This window comes from Kitasatospora sp. NPDC127121 (assembly GCF_042677305.1).
In the GTDB taxonomy this organism is placed as follows: Bacteria; Actinomycetota; Actinomycetes; order Streptomycetales; family Streptomycetaceae; genus Kitasatospora.
Genome location: NZ_JBHXTQ010000123.1, coordinates 1 through 18,081, shown reverse-complemented (window position 1 = coordinate 18,081; position 18,081 = coordinate 1). Strand labels below are relative to the sequence as shown.

At 72.9% G+C, this 18,081-nt stretch carries 19 protein-coding genes and 1 pseudogene; 8 read left to right on the top strand and 12 right to left on the bottom strand.

Going from position 1 to position 18,081, the window contains the following annotated elements; translation table 11 throughout:
- Positions 1-110: 110 nt before the first annotated feature.
- Positions 111-1,049 (bottom strand): SGNH/GDSL hydrolase family protein, encoded by a 939-nt coding sequence (locus ACFVHI_RS35465; RefSeq protein ID WP_380346069.1) that lies wholly within the window; start codon positions 1,047-1,049, stop codon positions 111-113.
- A gap of 311 nt (positions 1,050-1,360) precedes the next feature.
- Between ACFVHI_RS35465 and ACFVHI_RS35460 the strand changes: the two genes are divergently transcribed.
- On the top strand, positions 1,361-3,016 hold the full coding sequence (locus ACFVHI_RS35460) for an FAD-binding dehydrogenase (RefSeq protein WP_380346067.1): 1,656 nt from the start codon (positions 1,361-1,363) through the stop codon (positions 3,014-3,016).
- Positions 3,017-3,037: 21 nt separating this feature from the next.
- Here ACFVHI_RS35460 and ACFVHI_RS35455 read toward each other — a convergent pair whose 3' ends face one another.
- Entirely contained in the window at positions 3,038-3,388 is a 351-nt protein-coding gene (locus tag ACFVHI_RS35455) for a metalloregulator ArsR/SmtB family transcription factor (RefSeq protein WP_063347062.1), read from the bottom strand.
- 118 nt (positions 3,389-3,506) lie between these two features.
- Here ACFVHI_RS35455 and ACFVHI_RS35450 point away from each other — a divergent pair, with 118 nt between their 5' ends.
- From ACFVHI_RS35450 to ACFVHI_RS35440, 3 genes are all read left to right on the top strand, one after another.
- Complete coding sequence (locus tag ACFVHI_RS35450; protein ID WP_063347061.1) at positions 3,507-3,911, top strand: hypothetical protein; 405 nt, start codon at positions 3,507-3,509, stop codon at positions 3,909-3,911.
- A 150-nt stretch (positions 3,912-4,061) separates the two neighbouring features.
- Positions 4,062-4,316 (top strand): hypothetical protein, encoded by a 255-nt coding sequence (locus ACFVHI_RS35445; protein ID WP_063347060.1) that lies wholly within the window; start codon positions 4,062-4,064, stop codon positions 4,314-4,316.
- Positions 4,317-4,512: 196 nt separating this feature from the next.
- Entirely contained in the window at positions 4,513-6,180 is a 1,668-nt protein-coding gene (locus ACFVHI_RS35440) for a metallophosphoesterase family protein (RefSeq protein ID WP_363371094.1), read from the top strand.
- 99 nt (positions 6,181-6,279) lie between these two features.
- Here the strand turns inward: ACFVHI_RS35440 and ACFVHI_RS35435 are convergent, their stop codons facing one another.
- Both ACFVHI_RS35435 and ACFVHI_RS35430 read right to left on the bottom strand, forming a co-directional pair.
- A complete protein-coding gene (locus ACFVHI_RS35435) occupies positions 6,280-6,612 on the bottom strand; it encodes a YnfA family protein (protein ID WP_063347058.1) in 333 nt (110 codons plus the stop codon).
- An 18-nt stretch (positions 6,613-6,630) separates the two neighbouring features.
- Positions 6,631-7,845 (bottom strand): pyridoxal phosphate-dependent aminotransferase, encoded by a 1,215-nt coding sequence (locus ACFVHI_RS35430; protein ID WP_063347057.1) that lies wholly within the window; start codon positions 7,843-7,845, stop codon positions 6,631-6,633.
- A gap of 96 nt (positions 7,846-7,941) precedes the next feature.
- Between ACFVHI_RS35430 and ACFVHI_RS35425 the strand changes: the two are divergent.
- Positions 7,942-8,295, top strand: a pseudogene (locus ACFVHI_RS35425) (winged helix-turn-helix transcriptional regulator); the annotation flags it as partial.
- A 138-nt stretch (positions 8,296-8,433) separates the two neighbouring features.
- Positions 8,434-9,303: an SGNH/GDSL hydrolase family protein gene (locus ACFVHI_RS35420; RefSeq protein WP_380346071.1), complete on the top strand. Its 870-nt coding sequence runs from the start codon at positions 8,434-8,436 to the stop codon at positions 9,301-9,303.
- Here the strand turns inward: ACFVHI_RS35420 and ACFVHI_RS35415 are convergent.
- A complete protein-coding gene (locus ACFVHI_RS35415; RefSeq protein WP_063347056.1) occupies positions 9,210-9,929 on the bottom strand; it encodes a GNAT family N-acetyltransferase in 720 nt (239 codons plus the stop codon). The genes ACFVHI_RS35420 and ACFVHI_RS35415 overlap by 94 nt on opposite strands.
- Positions 9,930-10,096: 167 nt before the next feature.
- Between ACFVHI_RS35415 and ACFVHI_RS35410 the strand changes: the two genes are divergently transcribed.
- On the top strand, positions 10,097-11,026 hold the full coding sequence (locus tag ACFVHI_RS35410) for a pentapeptide repeat-containing protein (RefSeq protein ID WP_380346063.1): 930 nt from the start codon (positions 10,097-10,099) through the stop codon (positions 11,024-11,026).
- 75 nt (positions 11,027-11,101) lie between these two features.
- On the opposite strand, the gene ACFVHI_RS35405 is transcribed toward ACFVHI_RS35410, so the two are convergent.
- The 7 genes from ACFVHI_RS35405 to ACFVHI_RS35375 form a co-directional block, all read right to left on the bottom strand.
- A complete protein-coding gene (locus tag ACFVHI_RS35405; RefSeq protein WP_380346061.1) occupies positions 11,102-11,362 on the bottom strand; it encodes a hypothetical protein in 261 nt (86 codons plus the stop codon).
- 148 nt (positions 11,363-11,510) lie between these two features.
- A complete protein-coding gene (locus tag ACFVHI_RS35400; RefSeq protein WP_380346059.1) occupies positions 11,511-12,245 on the bottom strand; it encodes a tyrosine-protein phosphatase in 735 nt (244 codons plus the stop codon).
- 67 nt (positions 12,246-12,312) lie between these two features.
- Complete coding sequence (locus ACFVHI_RS35395) at positions 12,313-12,984, bottom strand: TetR/AcrR family transcriptional regulator (RefSeq protein WP_380346057.1); 672 nt, start codon at positions 12,982-12,984, stop codon at positions 12,313-12,315.
- An 80-nt stretch (positions 12,985-13,064) separates the two neighbouring features.
- A complete protein-coding gene (locus tag ACFVHI_RS35390; RefSeq protein ID WP_380346055.1) occupies positions 13,065-13,388 on the bottom strand; it encodes a hypothetical protein in 324 nt (107 codons plus the stop codon).
- A complete protein-coding gene (locus ACFVHI_RS35385) occupies positions 13,385-13,903 on the bottom strand; it encodes a DUF6232 family protein (protein ID WP_380346053.1) in 519 nt (172 codons plus the stop codon). Before ACFVHI_RS35385 ends, ACFVHI_RS35390 begins: the two co-directional genes overlap by 4 nt.
- A gap of 97 nt (positions 13,904-14,000) precedes the next feature.
- A complete protein-coding gene (locus tag ACFVHI_RS35380; protein WP_380346051.1) occupies positions 14,001-14,900 on the bottom strand; it encodes an aminoglycoside phosphotransferase family protein in 900 nt (299 codons plus the stop codon).
- 64 nt (positions 14,901-14,964) lie between these two features.
- Positions 14,965-15,381, bottom strand: coding sequence for a PPOX class F420-dependent oxidoreductase (locus ACFVHI_RS35375; protein WP_380346049.1), 417 nt, complete (start codon positions 15,379-15,381; stop codon positions 14,965-14,967).
- 167 nt (positions 15,382-15,548) lie between these two features.
- Here ACFVHI_RS35375 and ACFVHI_RS35370 point away from each other — a divergent pair, with 167 nt between their 5' ends.
- Positions 15,549-18,047, top strand: coding sequence for a Tex family protein (locus ACFVHI_RS35370; RefSeq protein ID WP_380346047.1), 2,499 nt, complete (start codon positions 15,549-15,551; stop codon positions 18,045-18,047).
- The last annotated feature ends 34 nt before the right edge of the window (positions 18,048-18,081 follow it).

Below are 18,081 nucleotides of genomic sequence, written 5' to 3'. Positions count from 1 at the left end.
GCGACGAGCATCGACCTCGGATATGTCCCCATCCATGAACAGCTCAACGAGCTAACCCGACAACCGTCACGGTAAGCACCGTTGCAGTACTAGGGATTGTCAGACACGCCCTACCGCAGCGCGGCGAGCACCGCGTCCGCCATCACCTTCTCGCCGGTGGCGTTCGGGTGGAACGGCACGGCGGGCGAGCCGGGCAGCGCGCCCTCGATCCAGCGGTCGTCCGAGCACACGTCGTGCCCGGCGGTGGGCGTGGCGGTGTCGACGTACGTCGCGCCGCCGGCCGCCGCGGTGCTCTTGAGTGCGGCGTTCAGCTTGTCGAGCACGCCGTGCATGTACTCGACGTCGCCCGGGGTCACGGGCTGGCGCAGGATGCACGAGCGGCCGTCGGCGGGCAGTACGGACGGGTAGCCGACCAGCAGCACCCGGGCCCGCGGCGCCTTGGCGTGGATGCGCCGCAGCGTGTCGGCGACCTGCGGCGCGATGCTGCTGGTGATCCGCTCGGCCAGGTCGTCGTTGCCGTACTGCCAGGACCAGCTGCTCCAGTCCCAGTAGCCGTGGTGGTAGACGTCCTTGCAGGGCGTGCCGAGCGGGTTGACGACCGCGCCGGCGATGCAGGTGGCGACGAGTTCGCCGAGGCCGAGGTCGCTGGCCGCGAGGTCGTTGCCGCCGATGCCGAGGGTGACCAGGTCGGTGTCGGGGGTCACCGCGTCCAGCTGCGGGTCGTTGACTCGGATGAAGGCGTCGTACTGCGGCTGCGTCATGGCCTTGACCTTGGCGGCGGCGCAGGTGACGTCGGTGTAGGCGCCGGCCTTGAGGGCGGTGGCGACCAGGTGGCCGTAGTTGCGGTCGGAGCGCAGGCACAGGCCCGCCGACTGGCCGGGCACGCCCGCGCCGGCGGCGTAGGAGTCGCCGAGCGCCACGAGGTGCTTGGGCGCCGGGGTGGCGGCCTGGGCGCTGGTGGAGGTGAGCGCGAGGGCGGCGCCCAGGGCGACGGAGGCGAGCGCGGTGGAGCTGCGCAGGTATCGGGGTTTCCGGGCAGGGCGGAGCACGGTTCCTCCTGGGGGGAGAGAAACGACGGGTGGGGGTCGTGCCGGGCCGCGGCTACTCGCAGGTAAGTTACTTGTTGGTTTCGTGGACGTCCATGCCGTGCGCGGAAATTTCCGAAATTCCGTCAGATCGCATTTCGCATTTCGCTCCACCATGTATCGAAGACATTTCCGAAACGGTGTGGAGCGGAATTGCCGCACTCGGTTGTTACCGGCCGGTTGACCGGACGTCACCGCAGGCCGCAGTATCGGGCGCACAGCGACGGCGCCCACCCCGCGCGCGCCGTCCCGCCCGCCGCGACGGAGGACTGCGCATGGCCCTGGACGCCGACGTCATCGTCATCGGAGCAGGACTCGCCGGACTCGCCGCCACCGCCGAACTCGCCGACGCCGGACGGAAGGTGATCCTGCTCGACCAGGAGCCCGCGGCCTCGCTCGGCGGCCAGGCGCACTGGTCCTTCGGCGGCCTCTTCCTGGTCGACTCGCCCGAGCAGCGCCGGATGCGGATCCGCGACTCGCACGCCCTCGCCCGCCAGGACTGGTTCGGCACCGCCGGCTTCGACCGGCCCGAGGACGCCTGGCCGCGCCGCTGGGCCGAGGCCTACGTCGACTTCGCGGCCGGCGAGAAGCGCTCCTGGCTGCACGGCCTGGGCGTGCGGTTCTTCCCCGTCGTCGGCTGGGCCGAGCGCGGTGGCCTCCTCGCCGACGGCCCTGGCAACTCGGTGCCCCGCTTCCACATCACCTGGGGCACCGGGCCCGGACTGCTGGAGCCCTTCGTCCGCCGGGTCCGCTCCGCGGCCGCCCGCGGGCTGGTCGACCTGCGCTTCCGGCACCGGGTCACCGGCCTGGCCGCCACCGCGGGCGTCACCGACACCGTCACCGGCGAGGTGCTGGTGCCCAGTTCGGCGGCCCGTGGCGAGGCCAGCTCGCGCGAGGCCGCCGGACGGTTCGAACTGCGCGCCCAGGCCGTGATCGTGACCTCCGGCGGCATCGGCGGCAACCACGACCTCGTCCGCAAGGCCTGGCCGGCCCGGCTGGGCACCCCGCCCGCCAAACTGCTCTCCGGCGTCCCCGCCCACGTCGACGGGCTGATGCTCGGCATCGCCGGCGACGCCGGCGCCAGCCTCATCAACGGCGACCGGATGTGGCACTACACCGAGGGCATCGAGAACTGGGACCCGATCTGGGCCCGGCACGGCATCCGCATCCTGCCCGGCCCGTCCTCGCTCTGGCTGGACGCGCGCGGCAACCGGCTGCCCGTCCCGCTCTTCCCCGGCTTCGACACCCTCGGCACGCTCGACCACATCATGTCCACCGGGTACGGGCACACCTGGTTCGTGCTCAACCAGCGCATCATCGAGAAGGAGTTCACCCTCTCCGGCTCCGAGCAGAACCCGGACCTGACCGGGAAGTCCGTGCGCGGCGTCCTCGGCCGCGCCCTGCCCGGCACCCCCGGTCCGGTCCGAAGCCACCTGCGGCACGGGCCCGACTTCGTCGTCGCGAGCAACCTCGCCGACCTCGCCCGCGGCATGAACGCCAGGACCCGCGAGGCGCTGATCGACCCCGCCGAACTGCGCCGCGCCGTCGAGGCCCGCGACCGGCAGTTCGCCAACCCCTTCGCCAAGGACCTCCAGGTCACCGCCGTCCACGGCGCCCGCCGCTACCTCGGCGACAAGCTGATCCGGGTGGCCCCGCCGCACCGCATCCTCGACCCGGGCGCCGCCCCGCTGATCGCCGTCCGGCTCAACATCCTCACCCGCAAGTCGCTCGGCGGCCTGGAGACCGACCTCTCCGCGCGCGTCCTGCGCCCCGACGGCGAACCCCTCCCGGGCGTCTACGCCGCGGGCGAGGCCGCCGGCTTCGGCGGCGGCGGCGTCCACGGCTACCGCTCCCTGGAGGGCACCTTCCTCGGCGGCTGCCTCTTCTCCGGCCGCACCGCCGGCCGCGCGGCGGCTCAGGCCACCGCGTAGGAGACGGGGGCGGGTGTGGCCTCAGCGCTCGTCGGTGAGGCCCAGCCGCAGGTGCTCGACGTGGTACACGGCCTGGTCGAGGAGGGCGGCGACGTGGTCGTCGTGCAGGGAGTAGACCACCGAGCGGCCCCGGCGCTCGCCGACGACCAGGCCGAGGTTGCGCAGCAGCCGCAGCTGGTGGGAGCAGGCCGACTGCTCCATGCCCACGGCGTCGGCGAGTTCGGTGGCCGCGCGCGGTCCCTCGCGCAGTTCGGCGAGGATCAGCAGCCGGGAGGGGGTGGCCAGCGCCTGGAGGGTGGTCGCGACCTTGGCCGCGTTGGAGGCGTCCAGGCGCATCCGCGGTACGGCTTTCTCGGTGGTCGCGTGTCCCATGGGGGCATCCTACGGACCGCCGCCGAACCCCGGCACCCGGTACCCGGCAGTGCCTCTTGGCATGCCAGGTAGGCTGCGCGTGCAGCGTGCCCCGTGACCAGGAGGAGTTCCAGAGCCGATGAGCCGCCGAGACCGGGACCGCAAGCAGGCGGCCGCCTCCCCGGTGACCGTCACCGTCTGCCGGGGCTGCTGCTGCGGCACCGAGGCCAAGCACCCGGGGGTGGACCACGCCGGGCAGTACGAGCGGCTGCGGGCGGCGGTGGGTGCGGCGGGCCGGGTCCGCGCGGTCAAGTGCCTGGACGTGTGCACCCAGTCCAACGTGGTGGTGGTCGGCCCCTCCGGGGAGGGGCGGGCGGCGGGCGGGCGTCCGGTCTGGCTGGGCTTCGTGCTGGCGGACGACATGATCGACGAGATAGCCGCCTGGGTGCACGCGGGCGGCCCCGGGCTGGCCGACCCGCCCGGGCTGCTCGACCTCCAGCTGATCTCGGTGTCCCGCCGGGTCCGCGAGGGCCTGGCGGAGTAGCGGACGGTGGAGTCGATCCGTCCTCATCACGGTTGGGACGCAGCGGGGTTGGCCGATCCGGCGGCCGAGCAGGATCCGCTGGACGCCGCCCTCGGCGGTCCCACTACCATGACCGGTGGCTGCCAGCGGTTCCGCCCAGGGAGGACGACGATGACGACGGTCTGCCGGATCTGCGCGGGCACCGGCCGGACCGCCGGTCTCAGCTGCCGGACCTGTCAGGGCACCGGGACCACCGAGGTGGGCGGCGGGGGCGGCAACTGCTTCCTCTGCGACGGCACCGGGGTGTACGTCCGCTACCGGGTGGACGCGACCGGCGCCAAGCACGCCTACCGGGACGAGATCTGCCGTACCTGCGACGGCACCGGCAACCGGTCCCCCTCCACCTGGGACGAGCCCTCCGGCTGAGCGCCCCCGTCCGCGGCGGCGCCGACGGTGGCTCAGGCCGCGCCGCCGGCCGGGGCCATGATCCGGGGTCGGTCCGGTGCGGGCGCGCTCCTTTACCTGATCATGGTCGAACATTGGCGTTCGAATGGGCGGCGCGCTGCGGCCCGTTCACCCCGCGTCCGTGTGCGGTCAACGCGCCGCTGGAAGAGTCCCGCGCATGGATATCCCTCACATGGGCGTACCGGCCAAGCTCGCGGACCGCATGAGCACGGCCGAGCAGCACGAGTACCTGCGGGCCCGCTTCTCCCGCCGCCGGATGCTGCGCGCCGGCGCCGTGACCGTCGGTGCCGTCGCCGTCGGCGGCGCGCTGGGCAGTGGAACGGCCTTCGCCGCGCCGGCGAGCCCGCAGCTGCTGACCGGTGCCACGACGGCCGGTGTCGACGGTTCGCTGGTCGCGCCGATCGGGCGCCACCTCCAGTTCGGGCCCGAGCCCGACACCCAGTTCCGCATCTCCTGGCAGGTCCCGGCGCCGGTCAAGAAGCCGTTCCTGCGCTTCGGCAAGACCCCGTGGGAGCTCAGCCACAAGCTCCAGGCCGAGGTCCGCACGCTGCACACCCCGGCGCTGAGCCCGAACAGCCAGCCGGTGGACCAGTACTACCTGCACGTGGCGCTGGAGGACCTGCACCCCGACACCACCTACTACTACGGTGTCGGCCACGAGGGCTTCGACCCGGCCTCGCAGCAGCAGATCTCCACCCTGCACACCTTCCGCACCGCGCCCTCCCGCGACCACCGCTGGGGCAAGGTCTACGAGCCGTTCACCTTCACCGCCTTCGGCGACCAGGGCGTCAGCTCGCACGCGGCCGGCAACGACCACGTCATCCTGGCCCAGAAGCCGTCCTTCCACCTGCACGCCGGCGACATCTGCTACGCCGACCCGGCGGGCTCCGGCACGGACCCCGACAAGTCCGTGTACAACGCCAGGACCTGGGACGACTTCCTGGTCCAGACCGAGACGGTCGCGGCGACCGTGCCGTGGATGGTCGCCTACGGCAACCACGACATCGAGGCCTGGTACTCGCCCAACGGGTACGGCGGCGAGAACACCCGCTTCTTCCTCCCGGACAACGGCCCGGACCCGCGCAAGGTCCCCGGCGTCTACACCTTCCGCTACAAGAACGTCGGCGTCATCTCGCTCGACGCCAACGACGTCTCCTACGAGATCCCGGCCAACCTGGGCATCTCGGCGAACAAGCAGACCAAGTGGCTGGAGCGCACCCTCAAGGACCTGCGCAACGACGAGACGATCGACTTCGTCGTGGTCTTCTTCCACCACTGCGCCTTCTCCACCACCGTCGCGCACGCCTCCGAGGGCGGCGTCCGCGAGGCCTGGGTGCCGCTGTTCGAGAAGTTCCGGGTGGACCTGGTCATCAACGGCCACAACCACATCTACGAGCGCACCGACGCGATCCTCGGCAACAAGGTCTCGAAGCAGGTGCCGAGCGGCGCCACCATCGAGCCGGCGAAGGACGGCGTCGTCTACGTGACCGCGGGCGCGGCCGGTCGCAGCCTGTACAAGTTCGACGTGCCGGACACCTACGAGGGGCACGAGAACCACCAGGACGAGGTGAAGACCTACTACTGGGGGAAGGGCAAGGTGAAGGTCCCCGAGACCATCCAGTGGTCGCGGGTGCGCTACACCGGCTACTCCTTCATCAAGGTCGACGTCACCCCGGCCCACCTGGGCCAGAAGTCGTCCATGAAGGTGACCGCGCTGGCCGAGGACGGCACGCAGATCGACAACTACACGATCCTGCGCAAGGTCGGCGAGGGCTGGGACTCGGACCACGACGACGACGGTCAGGGCGGCGGCTGGGGCTGGTAGTCCCCGAACCGGCTTGCCGGGCCCCGGCGTCGAGGAGTCCGCACCTCGACGCCGGGGCCCCGTGCGTGGACGACCCCGTGCGTGGAGGGCCCAGTGCGCTCAGCGCCGGGGCCCGTACATGATCACCGCGACCCCGGCCAGGCAGACCAGCGCGCCCACCACGTCGTAGCGGGTCGGCCGGAAGCCGTCCACGACCACGCCCCAGAGCAGCGACCCGGCGACGAACACCCCGCCGTACGCGGCCAGCACCCGGCCGAAGTGGCTGTCCGGCTGGAGCGCCGCGACGAAGCCGTACCCGCCGAGCACCACCACCCCCAGCCCGGCCAGCCACCACGGCCGCTGCTCGCGCACGCTCTGCCAGATCAGCCAGCAGCCGCCGATCTCGGCGAGGGCGGCGACGACGAACAGGGCGACGGAACGCAGGACGGTCATGGCCGACAAGCCTAGGCGTCAGGATTGCCGGTACGTCGCGAGGAAGCGGCCGATGCGGTTGATGGCCGTCTCCAGGTCGTCGGCGCGGGGCAGGGTGACGAAGCGGAAGTGGTCCGGGCGGGGCCAGTTGAAGCCGGTGCCCTGGACGACGTGGATCTTCTCGCGGAGCAGCAGGTCCAGCACGAACTGCTCGTCGTCGACGATCCGGTGCACCGCCGGGTCGAGCCGGGCGAAGGCGTACAGGGCGCCCTTGGGCTTGACGCAGCTGACGCCGGGGATCTCGTTGAGGGCCTTGTAGGCGACGTCGCGCTGTTCGGTGAGCCGGCCGCCGGGCAGCACCAGGTCGTTGATGGACTGGTGGCCGCCGAGCGCGGCCTGGACGGCGAACTGGGCGGGCACGTTGGGGCACAGCCGCATGCCGGAGAGCATGGTCAGGCCCTCCAGGTAGTCGGCGGCGTGCTGCTTGGGCCCGGAGACGACCAGCCAGCCGCTGCGGAAGCCGGCCACCCGGTAGGCCTTGGAGAGGCCGTTGAAGGTGAGGGTGAGGACGTCGTCGGCGAGGGCGGCGAGGCAGTGGTGCTCGGTGTCGTCGTAGAGGATCTTGTCGTAGATCTCGTCGGCCAGGACCATCAGCTGGTGGCGGCGGGCGAGGTCGAGGATGCCCTCCAGCAGTTCCTTCGGGTAGACCGCGCCGGTGGGGTTGTTGGGGTTGATGACGACGATGGCCTTGGTGCGGGCGGTGATCTTGGCGGCGATGTCGTCGAGGTCCGGGTACCAGTCGGCCTGCTCGTCGCACAGGTAGTGCACGGCCTTGCCGCCGGCCAGCCGGACCACGGCCGTCCACAGCGGGTAGTCCGGCATCGGGACGAGCACCTCGTCGCCGTCGTCGACGAGCGCGGTGACGGCCATCTGGATCAGCTCGGAGGCGCCGTTGCCGAGGTAGACGTCGTTGACGCCGACTCCGGTCACGCCGCGCTGCTGGTAGTACTGCACCACCGCGCGGCGGGCGGGCAGGATGCCGCGCGAGTCGCTGTAGCCGTGCGCCTTGGGCAGGTTGCGGATGATGTCCTGGATGATCTCCTCGGGCGCCTCGAAGCCGAACGGCGCCGGGTTGCCGGTGTTCAGCCGCAGCACGCTGTGCCCGGCCTCCTCCAGGGCGTTGGCCTGGTCGACCACCGGGCCGCGGATCTCGTAGCACACGTTGTTCAGCTTGCTGGACTGCCGAAACTCCACTGCGGCCTCCCGACCGTCACCACCGCATCGTTGCTGATGCTTTGTTCTACCAAGTTGGCACTTGGAAAGTCCAACCTTTTGGCTATGCTGATCCACATGTCACGCCGAAGCTACGACCAGTACTGCGCCGTCGCCCGCGCCCTGGACGCGGTGGGGGAGCGCTGGAGCCTCCTGATCGTCCGTGAACTCCTCGGCGGCCCGCGCCGCTACACCGACCTGCACGCCGACCTGCCCGGCGTCTCCACCGACATCCTCGCCGCCCGGCTCAAGCAGCTGGAGGGCGACGGCCTGGCCCTGCGCCGCCGGCTCGAACGGCCCGCCAACGCCACGGTCTACGAGCTCACCGAACGCGGCCGCGAACTGCGCCCGGTGATCGAGGCGCTGGGGGAGTGGGGCCTGCCCGCCCTCGGCGAGCAGCGGCCCACCGACGCCGTCCGCGAGCACTGGTTCACCCCCCGCACGGCGGACGACGGGGTGCCTGTCGCGGGTTAGGCACCCGTGCTCGTGCCGGTGCCGGGGTCCGATGCCGGTGCCCGGACCGGCCGCGTAGCATCGTCGGGCCACGGAGCCATCGGAGGAGAGCGGAGACTGCCCGTGCCCACCACCTACCGCAGTTACGTCGCCGTCGGGGACTCCTTCACCGAGGGCATGTGCGACGACCTGCTGCCCGACGGCCACTACCGGGGCTGGGCCGACCGGGTCGCCGACGCGCTCGCCGCCGAGGCCGGGGGTGACGGCGGGTTCCGCTACGCGAACCTCGCCGTCCGCGGCAAGCTCATCGGCCAGATCCACGACGAGCAGCTCCCCGCCGCCACCGCGATGGGCGCCGACCTGGTGACCCTCGTCGGCGGCCTCAACGACGCGCTGCGCCCCGGCTGCGACATCGCCCGGGTCGAGCGGCTGCTCGGCCGCTGCACCGAGGAACTGCGCGCCACCGGCGCCACCGTGGTGCTGTTCACCAGCACCGACCCGACCCGCAGGATGGCGGGCAGCGCCCGGCTGCTCCCGGCCATCCTGCGGATGAAGGCCTTCGTGCACGAGCTCGGCCAGGACGAGGGCGTCGCCGTCGTCGACCTGTTCGCCGCCCCCTGCTTCGACGACCGCCGGCTCTGGGGCGAGGACCGCCTGCACCTGTCGCCCGAGGGCCACCGCCGGGTCGCCGAAGGGGTGTTGGAGGCGCTCGGCCGCCCCGCCGCCTTCGACTGGCGCGCCCCGCTGCCGCCCGCCGCCCCGCCCGGCCGGGCCGAGCGGCTGCGCGCCGACGCCCGCTGGCTGGGCGGCCACCTGGGGCCGTGGATCGGCCGCCGGCTCACCGGGCGCTCCTCCGGCGACGGCCGGCCGCCGAAGCGGGCCGAGCTGCTGCCCTACTCGGCTCCGGGCTCGGCTGCGGGTTCTACGGCGGGTTCGGTTGCGGGTTCTGCGACGGGTTCGGCCGCAGGTTCGGCTGCGGGCTCGTAGAACAGGCTCGCCATCGGGGATCGGGTGGTCCAGCCGAGCGCGGTGTAGAGCGCCCGGCCGTCCGGGGTGCCGACCAGGACGGCGGTGTCGGCGCCCGCTTGGTGCCCGGCGTTCTGCAGGGTCCGCATCACCAGGGCGCCCAGGCCTCGGCGCCGGTGCTCGGGCGCGGTCACGATCTGGTCCGGCACGGCCACGGGGCCGGCCAGACCCGCCTGGCCGCGTGCGGCGAGGTGTCCGGCCTCGGTGCGGACCAGGGTCCGGACGACCCCGCCCCGGGTCCAGGTGGTCACCGTGTAGCCGGCCGGCACCTCGGGCCGTTCGGTGCCCAGCGGGGCGGTCATCAGGTACCCCGGCTGGTCGAGCCGCCACTGCGGGCCCAGCCAGGGCCGGGCGACGGCTTCCTCGGTGAACAGCTTCAGCCAGGTGCCCGGTGCGGTGGTGGCCTCGGCGATCTTGCGGACGTCGGGCTCGGCCGGCTCGGGCAGCACGTGCCGGGCGACGTGGCCGACCACGCCGACGTCGATCGTCCAGCCCCAGGGCTCGTCCACCGCTTCGGCCGCGCCGCGCGAGACGCTCCAGCCGGCGATCCACATCCGGACGAGTTCGTTGATGCTCGGGTCCTGCACTCCTACCCCCGTATGCCATGGGCGCACTGCGTCATGGGTGCACCTCGTAATAGGTGCACTGCCGATTGACACCTTACCGGGGGTGGGGTGGGTGTGACCAGCGCCAAGTAGGCTTGGCGGTCCGAGGCACCGGACGGCCGGTGCCCACGCTGGAAGGACCACGCGACGTGCGCGAGACCGAGCCGCCGCAGCACCCCACGGCGGCTCAGCCGACCGAGCTGCGCTCCGACTGCACCAGCTGCTTCGGCCTCTGCTGCGTCGCCCTGCCCTTCGGCGCCGGCACCGACTTCGCCGTCGACAAGGCCGCCGGCAGCGCGTGCCGCAACCTGCAGACCGACTTCACCTGCGGCATCCACGAACGCCTCCGCGACCGGGGCTTCCAGGGCTGCACCGTCTACGACTGCTTCGGCGCCGGGCAGCGCGTCTCCCAGGTCACCTTCGGCGGCCGCAGCTGGCGCGAGGCGCCGGCCGACGCCAAGCCCATGTACGACGTCTTCCCGGTGGTGCGCCAGCTCCACGAACTGCTCTGGTACCTCACCGAGGCGCTCGGCTACGCCCCCGCCCGCCCGGTCCACGCCGACCTGCGGCAGGCCCTGGAGGAGACCGACCGGCTCGCCGGCGGCACCCCCGAGGAGATCCTCGCCGTCGACGTCCCCGCGCACCGGCAGCGCGTCAGCGACCTGCTGCTGCGCGCCAGCGAACTCGTCCGCGCCGCCGTCCCCCGCCGCCGCGAACACCGCGGCGCCGACCTCTTCGGCGCCCGCCTGCGCGGCGCCGACCTGCGCGGGGCCAACCTGCGCGGCGCCCTGCTCGTCGCCGCCGACCTCAGCGGCGCCGACCTGCGCCTCGCCGACCTCGTCGGCGCCGACCTGCGTGACGCCGACCTCTCCGGCGCCGACCTCACCGAGGCCCTCTTCCTCACCCAGGCCCAGCTGAACGCGGCCCGCGGCGACGCGACCACCCGCCTGCCGGCCACCCTCACCCGGCCCACCCACTGGCCCGCCACGGCCCCCGCCCCGGCCGCCGCCGCCACCGGCACGCGCGCCCCCCGCAAGCCGCGCAGCGGCGGCCGCCCGGGCGGCCCGCACCGCCGCTAGCGGCCGCCCGCTGCAACGGTCGAGCCCGCCCGGCAGGCGTCTGCCGGGCGGGCCCGGTGTTCCTGGCGTCCGGTGCTAACAGCTGTGCGCTGCGGAGGGGCGCTTCGCCGCGATGTACGGCTTGCCCATGTGCGCGACGACGTCGGCCGGGCAGGTCTTGATCCAGTTGGAGCCCGCCGTGTGGTTCTTGACCTTGGCGTCGCTGCAGTACTCGACGCGGTCGGCGGTCTTGAAGCACTGGTAGCCGGGGTACCCCGCCGCCGAGGCGGTGTTGGCGCCGGCGAACAGGCCGGCCGCGGCCAGCAGGGCGACGGGCAGAACGGAACGCATCCTCATGGTTTTCTCCCGTTGGTTCGTCTGGGCAGTGGCCCGATCCTGGCAGCGCGGCGGAGGCGGGGGCAACGCGATATGACATGTTTAGGTCAACCTGTGTTCGAGTGAACTCCCTTCATCTTCTTGGCCGTTGACGGCCCGTCGGGTGAGGTCAGGCCGTGAGCAGGCGCGAGCGGAGGGCGGCTATCCGGGCGGGGGAGAAGCCGAGGGTGACGGTGGCGTAGTCCTCGACCGAGCCGTGGCGGGCGGCGAGGTCGGCGAGGGCGAGGCGGATGACCGTCTCGGGGGCGCGTCCGTAGCCGGGCCAGCGCAGGGTGCGGCCGGGGTGGGCGGCGTGCCACTCGGCGATGAGGTGCGGGGTGGCCAGCTCGGTGAGGGCGAAGTCGGCGGCGATGTCGTCCTCGGAGACGCCGAGCAGGGTGAGGACGAGGGCGGCGATGAGCCCGGTGCGGTCCTTGCCGGAGGCGCAGTGGAAGGCCACGGGCTCCTCGGCGGCGGCGATCACCTCCAGGGCCTCGCGGATCTCCTCCACCCCGTCCTCGGCGACCTCGGCGAAGCGGTCGGCGAGGTACCGCCAGGGGTCGACGTCCGGGTCGATCTCGGCCTGGTCGTAAGGGCGGTGCTCGATCGAGAGGTTGTGGTAGACCAGCCCTTCGTAGTCGGGCACCCGGCCCTTGGCGGCGATCTCCCAGGGGTAGCGGAGGTCGATCACGGTGCGCACGCCGAGGGCCTGGAGCCGGTCGAGGTCGGCGGGCGAGGTGAGCTTGCCGAGTGAGTCGGAGCGGTAGAGCAGGCCCCGGCGGACGGACCGGCCGTCGGCGGCGGGGTGGCCGCCCAGGTCGCGGAAGTTGTGCAGCCGTTCGAAGGTGAGCTGACGCATTGTCATGCGCGGCACTCTAACCAGCGGTGCCCGTGGGGCCGGCGGGCCCCCGATGCCCGGTGGGGCCTCCGTGTTAGGCGGGGCCCCGGCGCCCGGTGGGCCCCGGGTGCCCGGCGGCGCCTTCGTAGCCGGCGGTGAGGAGTTCGAAGGCGCGGTCGGCGTTGGTGGCGGCCTCGAAGTGGAGTTCGTCGGCGGTCTGGCCGTCGTTCCGGATCCGGTGCCAGTTGTGTTCGGCGAGGACCCGCTGGGCGGCGGTGACCTGGGCGGCGAGGAGGGGGGCGGTGAGGCGCCGGGGCGGGGTGAGGTCGGGGGCCTCGTGCAGCGCCCGGGCGAGGGACTGTTCGGCGCGGGCGAGGTATTCGGCGCCCCGGGCCTTCAGGCTCGGCGTGGAGTACACCAGATCGCTGAACGCCAGGACCCGGGGGTCGTCGTTGAGCCCGGTGATGGGGTCGTGCCGGGCGAGCCCGTCCAGGAAGTCCCGGTGCAGGGCGGCCAGCACCGGTTCGCCGGCCGCCCGGCCGCGGACCACGCCGGCGGCCTGGTCCTGGTGGTCGGCGAAGCGGTGGACGACCAGGTCCTCCTTGGTGGAGAAGTAGCTGAACAGCGTCGGCTTCGACACCTCGGCGGCGGCCGCGACGTCCGCCACCGAGACCGGGTCGAAGCCGTGCTCCAGGAAGAGCGCGATCGCGGCCTCGGAGATCGCCCGCCGCGTCCGCTCCTTCTTCCGTTCCCGCAGTCCGCTCATGGCGTCAGGCTAGCAGGATTCCTTGACTGAGGAAGGTCTCTGACCCGGTATGACTTTCGGGCCTGGCCGCCCGCCGCCGCTCAGGAACTCAGCGAGTCCAGGATGCGGCGGATCGACTCCACCACCGGGGCGCCGGCGGCGGCGAGGGCGGCGACGCCGGAGATGTTGCGCAGGGCGCGGCGCAGGGTGGCGGGCGGGGTGGCCTGCCCGTTGCCGAGGTCCGCCAGCGACTCGTCCAGCACCTCGCGGTCCTCGGCCGGCACCTGCTCGCGCAACTGGCGTACGGCGGCGATGAGTTCGCGCATCGCGGCCTGCGGGTCGGCCGGTCCCTGGTGCTTGATGATGCCGATGTTGTGGTCGCCGTGCTGGGTGACCGAGTCCCCGAAGTGGATGCCGCCGCTCACAGACTGACCTTCTTTCCGGTGTTGTGGTCGCCGTACTGGTTGATCTGGTCGCCGATGTGGACGTTCTCCACCTGGAGGGCGAACTCGGCCAGCGGGTTGTCGATCGCTTCCATGATCAGCTGGATCAGGTTGCCGACCTGCTGGGCGTCGTGGCTGACCACCGCCGTGTTCGAGGAGCTGGAGGTCTCGATGATCAGCTGGTAGACCGTGCGCATCTGCAGCCGCTTGACCAGCCGGTAGAGGCTGGCCGCGAAGAGCGCGAGCGCCACCACGCCGATCACGTTCTTGGTCGTCTCCTGGTTCGCGCCGCTCCCGAGCAGCGAACCGAGGAGGGCGGTGGCCACCAGCAGGCCGATCACCTGCCGGACGAACCGGATGATCACCCGCGCGCGCTTGGGCGGCAGCAGCTGGAACTGCCGGGCCCGGGCGATGTTGTGGAGCGGATAGGCGTCGCCGCCCACCCACAGCACCCGCCGGCTCACTCTGACGTCGATCACACTGCTTCTGCGTGCCAAGTCGTCCCCCTACCCGTAGTGGCGGGGAGAACCATAGCAACGGTCGCCGACGGCGGCGGCGGGAGTGCCGCCCTGCTGGTCGGGCGGCAGTGCCCGGTCAGGTGCTGCGGTCGGCGAGTACCTCGCGGACGACGTGGCGGGCGTTGGCGGTGAGGCCCGGATTGGTGTGACGGTAGTAGGGGATCGTCACCAGCGCGATGGAGAAGGCCCAGGCGCGGCCGCGGGCCCACATGGCGTCATCGGCGCGGAGGGCGGCGCGGAAGGCGGGGCGGGCCGAGGCGGGCAGCAGGTTCCAGGCGACGATCAGGTCGGCGGTGGGGTCGCCGACGCCCATCAGGCCGAAGTCGAGGACGGCGCCGAGCCGGCCGGACCGGTCGAGCAGGAGGTTCCCGGGGGTGAGGTCGCCGTGCATCCACGAGGGCGGGCCGGCGTACTCGGAGAGGCGAAGCGCCTTGTCCCACAGGGCGGTTGCGGCGTGGGTGTCGACCGCTCCGGCGAGTTGGGCGATGGCCGCGCGGGTGGCGCCGTCGCGGGAGGCGAGCGGGACGCTGCGGTGGCCGGCCGGGCCGCCGGCCGGGTTGACGGCGCGCAGGGCGTTGACGAAGGCGGCGAGGTCGCGGGCGAGTGCGCCGGGGGCGGCGAGGGCGCCGACGACCGGGTTGGCGCCCTCGAACCAGCGGAGCACCGACCACTCCCAGGGGTAGCCGGCGGCGGGCCGGCCGACCGCGAGCGGGGCGGGTATCGGCCGTGGCAGTCGGGGGGCCAGCGCGGGCAGCCACTGCTTCTCGCGGCGGACGTCCCCGGCCGCCCATTCCACCCGGGGGAGCCGGACGGCGAGTTCGGGTCCGAGGCGGAACATCGCGTTGTCCGTCCCGGCGGAGGTGACCGGCGTGACCGGCAGGCCGACCCAGTCCGGGAACTGGGCGGAGATCAACCGCCGTACCAGGGCCGCGTCGATGACCAGTCCGTCGGGGTGCATCCGGGTGGCAGCGCACATGCCCGGCAGCGTACAGCGCGGATCGGTGCCCTTCAGCGGATTCCCGGAATGCGTACGGCCGGCCTCAGCTCAGCGTGACCCGCACGCCGATCGTCCCGCCCTTGCCGAAGCGCAGCACGTTCGCGGTCAGCGCGATCGCGCACAGCAGCCCGTACTTGCGGCGCAGCAGCTTCCGGTAGGCGGGCGCGCGGCCGGGGTCGAGGACGGCGGTGGCCGGGACCTGCTCGCCGAGCAGGGTGCCGCGGATGTCGCTCGGCCCGACCAGCACGTCGGAGCGGTTGCGCAGCCGCTTGACCTTGCCGGTGCGGGTGACGGTGGTGAAGACCAGCGCGTCGCCGTCGCGCGCCACCCAGACCGGGGTGGGCACGGGGGTGCCGTTCTTGCGGTGGGTGGTGAACAGCAGGTACTTGGCGGCGGCGAGTTCGTCCAGCCGGGCGGCGTCCGGCGGGCGGGAGTCGTCCAGTGCGGGGGAGGTGTCCATGCGCGTCAGCGTAGGAAGGCGCAACGGGGCACTGCTTGAGTCTGGTTGGGGTCGCGGGCGGAGGGCGCCACGCCCGGCCGCCCCGGGTGCGGCCGGGAGCTGTCCCCGGCACCTGCCAGAATGCAGGGCGTACGGCGAAAGCACTGAAGGAGAAGGTGACCGGCTTCGTGACCACGCCAGTCGAACAGGTGGCCCGGCAGGCCCAGCAGGCGATCGAGCGCAAGATCGCCGAGGAACTGGGCGTTCGCGACGGGCAGGTGAAGTCCGCGGTCGAGCTGCTCGACGGCGGCGCGACCGTGCCCTTCGTGGCCCGCTACCGCAAGGAGGTCACCGGCTCCCTGGACGACGCCCAGCTGCGCACCCTGGAGGAGCGGCTGCGCTACCTGCGGGAGCTGGAGGAGCGCCGGGCGGCCGTCCTGGAGTCGATCGGGGCCCAGGGCAAGCTGGACGACGCGCTGCGCGCGCAGGTGCTGGCCGCCGATTCCAAGGCCCGGCTGGAGGACATCTACCTGCCGTTCAAGCCGAAGCGGCGCACCAAGGCGCAGATCGCCCGCGAGGCGGGCCTGGAGCCGCTGGCCGAGACGCTGCTCGCCGATCCCTCGCAGGATCCGGCGGCGCTGGCCGTCCGGTTCCTGAACGAGTCCGTCGCCGAGCCGGCCGCCGCGCTGGAGGGCGCCCGGGCGATCCTGGTGGAGCGCTTCGGGGAGGACGCCGACCTGGTCGGTTCGCTGCGCGAGCGGATGTGGACCCGGGGCCGGCTGGTGGCCACCGTGCGTGGCGGCAAGGAGCAGGACGGCGCCAAGTTCGCCGACTACTTCGACTTCGCCGAGCCGTACACCAAGCTTCCCTCGCACCGCATTCTGGCGATGCTGCGCGGCGAGAAGGAGGAGGTGCTGGACCTCGACCTCTCGCCGTACGACGGCGAGGAGGGCGATCTGCCCGGCGAGAACGACTACGAGCGGCGGATCGCCGCCCGCTTCGGCATCGCCGACCACGGCCGCCCGGCCGACAAGTGGCTGGGCGACACCGTCCGTTGGGCCTGGCGCACCCGCGTCCTGGTCCGGCTCGGCATCGACCTGCGGTCGCGGCTGCGGGCCGAGGCCGAGGAGGAGGCGGTGCGGGTGTTCGCCGCCAACCTGCGCGATCTGCTGCTGGCCGCGCCGGCCGGCACCCGCGCCACCATGGGCCTGGACCCGGGCTTCCGGACGGGGGTGAAGGTCGCGGTGGTGGACGCCACCGGCAAGGTCGTCGCGTACGACACGATCTACCCGCACCAGCCCGCCAACAAGTGGGACGCCGCGCTCGCGACCCTGGCCGCGCTGGCGAAGAAGCACGACGTCGACCTGGTGGCGATCGGCAACGGCACCGCCTCCCGGGAGACGGACAAGCTCGCCGAGGACCTGCTCAAGCGCCACCCCGAGCTGAACCTCACCAAGGCGATGGTCAGCGAGGCGGGCGCCTCGGTCTACTCGGCCTCCGCCTTCGCCTCGCAGGAGCTGCCGGAGCTGGACGTGTCGATCCGCGGCGCGGTCTCGATCGCCCGCCGCCTCCAGGACCCGCTGGCCGAACTGGTCAAGATCGACCCGAAGTCGATCGGGGTCGGCCAGTACCAGCACGACCTGAGCGAGGTGAAGCTCTCCCGTTCGCTGGACGCGGTGGTCGAGGACTGCGTCAACGCCGTGGGCGTGGACGTCAACACCGCCTCGGCGCCGCTGCTGACCAGGGTCTCCGGCATCACCGGCACGCTCGCCGACAACATCGTGGCCCACCGTGACGCCAACGGCCCGTTCCGCACCCGCCGACAGCTCAAGGACGTCTCCCGGCTGGGTCCGAAGGCCTTCGAGCAGTGCGCGGGCTTCCTGCGCATCCCCGACGGCGACGACCCGCTGGACGCCTCCAGCGTGCACCCCGAGGCGTACCCGGTGGTGCGCCGGATCCTGGCGTCCACCGGCGGGGAGCTGAGCGGGCTGATCGGCAACGGCGAACGGCTGCGGGCCCTGCGCCCGGGCGACTTCGCCGACGAGGTCTTCGGCATCCCGACCGTCACCGACATCCTCGGCGAGCTGGACAAGCCGGGCCGCGACCCGCGCCCGGCGTTCCGCACCGCGACCTTCAAGGAGGGCGTCGACAAGATCGGCGACCTGGAGGTCGGGATGGTGTTGGAGGGTGTGGTCACCAATGTGGCCGCGTTCGGCGCCTTCGTCGACGTGGGCGTCCACCAGGACGGGCTGGTGCACGTCTCGGCGCTGTCGAGGACCTTCGTCAAGGATCCGCGCGAGGTGGTCAAGCCGGGCGACATCGTGAAGGTCCGGGTCGTCTCGGTGGACGTGCCGCGCAAGCGCATCGGACTGACTCTGCGGCTGGACGACGAGGTCGGTCGCGACCGGGGCGGCGACCGCGGTGACCGGGGCGAGCGCGGTGAGCGCGGCGGCGACCGGGGCCGGGGCGGTGAGCGCGGCGAGCGGCAGGCCCGCCCGCCGCGCCAGGAGCGCCGGGGCGGCGGCCAGGACCGGCGCGGCCAGGGCGGCGGCTCGGGCGGTTCCGGCGGCTCGGGCGGTTCCGGCGGTGGCGCGTCGCTGGCGAACAGTGCGATGGCGGACGCGCTGCGCCGTGCGGGCCTGACCGGCGGCGACGCCTCGGGTGACCGCCGCTCCGGGCGGCGCTGAGCGGCTGGGGCGCTGGGGCGCTGAGGTGCTGAGC

Bases quoted from the DNA above. Each gene is read 5' to 3' on its own strand.
- ACFVHI_RS35460 (WP_380346067.1), top strand. From the start codon at position 1,361: ATGGCCCTGGACGCCGACGTCATCGTCATCGGAGCAGGACTCGCCGGA.
- ACFVHI_RS35455 (WP_063347062.1), bottom strand. From the start codon at position 3,388: ATGGGACACGCGACCACCGAGAAAGCCGTACCGCGGATGCGCCTGGAC.
- ACFVHI_RS35450 (WP_063347061.1), top strand. From the start codon at position 3,507: ATGAGCCGCCGAGACCGGGACCGCAAGCAGGCGGCCGCCTCCCCGGTG.
- ACFVHI_RS35445 (WP_063347060.1), top strand. From the start codon at position 4,062: ATGACGACGGTCTGCCGGATCTGCGCGGGCACCGGCCGGACCGCCGGT.
- ACFVHI_RS35440 (WP_363371094.1), top strand. From the start codon at position 4,513: ATGGATATCCCTCACATGGGCGTACCGGCCAAGCTCGCGGACCGCATG.
- ACFVHI_RS35435 (WP_063347058.1), bottom strand. From the start codon at position 6,612: ATGACCGTCCTGCGTTCCGTCGCCCTGTTCGTCGTCGCCGCCCTCGCC.
- ACFVHI_RS35405 (WP_380346061.1), bottom strand. From the start codon at position 11,362: ATGAGGATGCGTTCCGTTCTGCCCGTCGCCCTGCTGGCCGCGGCCGGC.
- ACFVHI_RS35400 (WP_380346059.1), bottom strand. From the start codon at position 12,245: ATGACAATGCGTCAGCTCACCTTCGAACGGCTGCACAACTTCCGCGAC.
- ACFVHI_RS35395 (WP_380346057.1), bottom strand. From the start codon at position 12,984: ATGAGCGGACTGCGGGAACGGAAGAAGGAGCGGACGCGGCGGGCGATC.
- ACFVHI_RS35380 (WP_380346051.1), bottom strand. From the start codon at position 14,900: ATGTGCGCTGCCACCCGGATGCACCCCGACGGACTGGTCATCGACGCG.
- ACFVHI_RS35375 (WP_380346049.1), bottom strand. From the start codon at position 15,381: ATGGACACCTCCCCCGCACTGGACGACTCCCGCCCGCCGGACGCCGCC.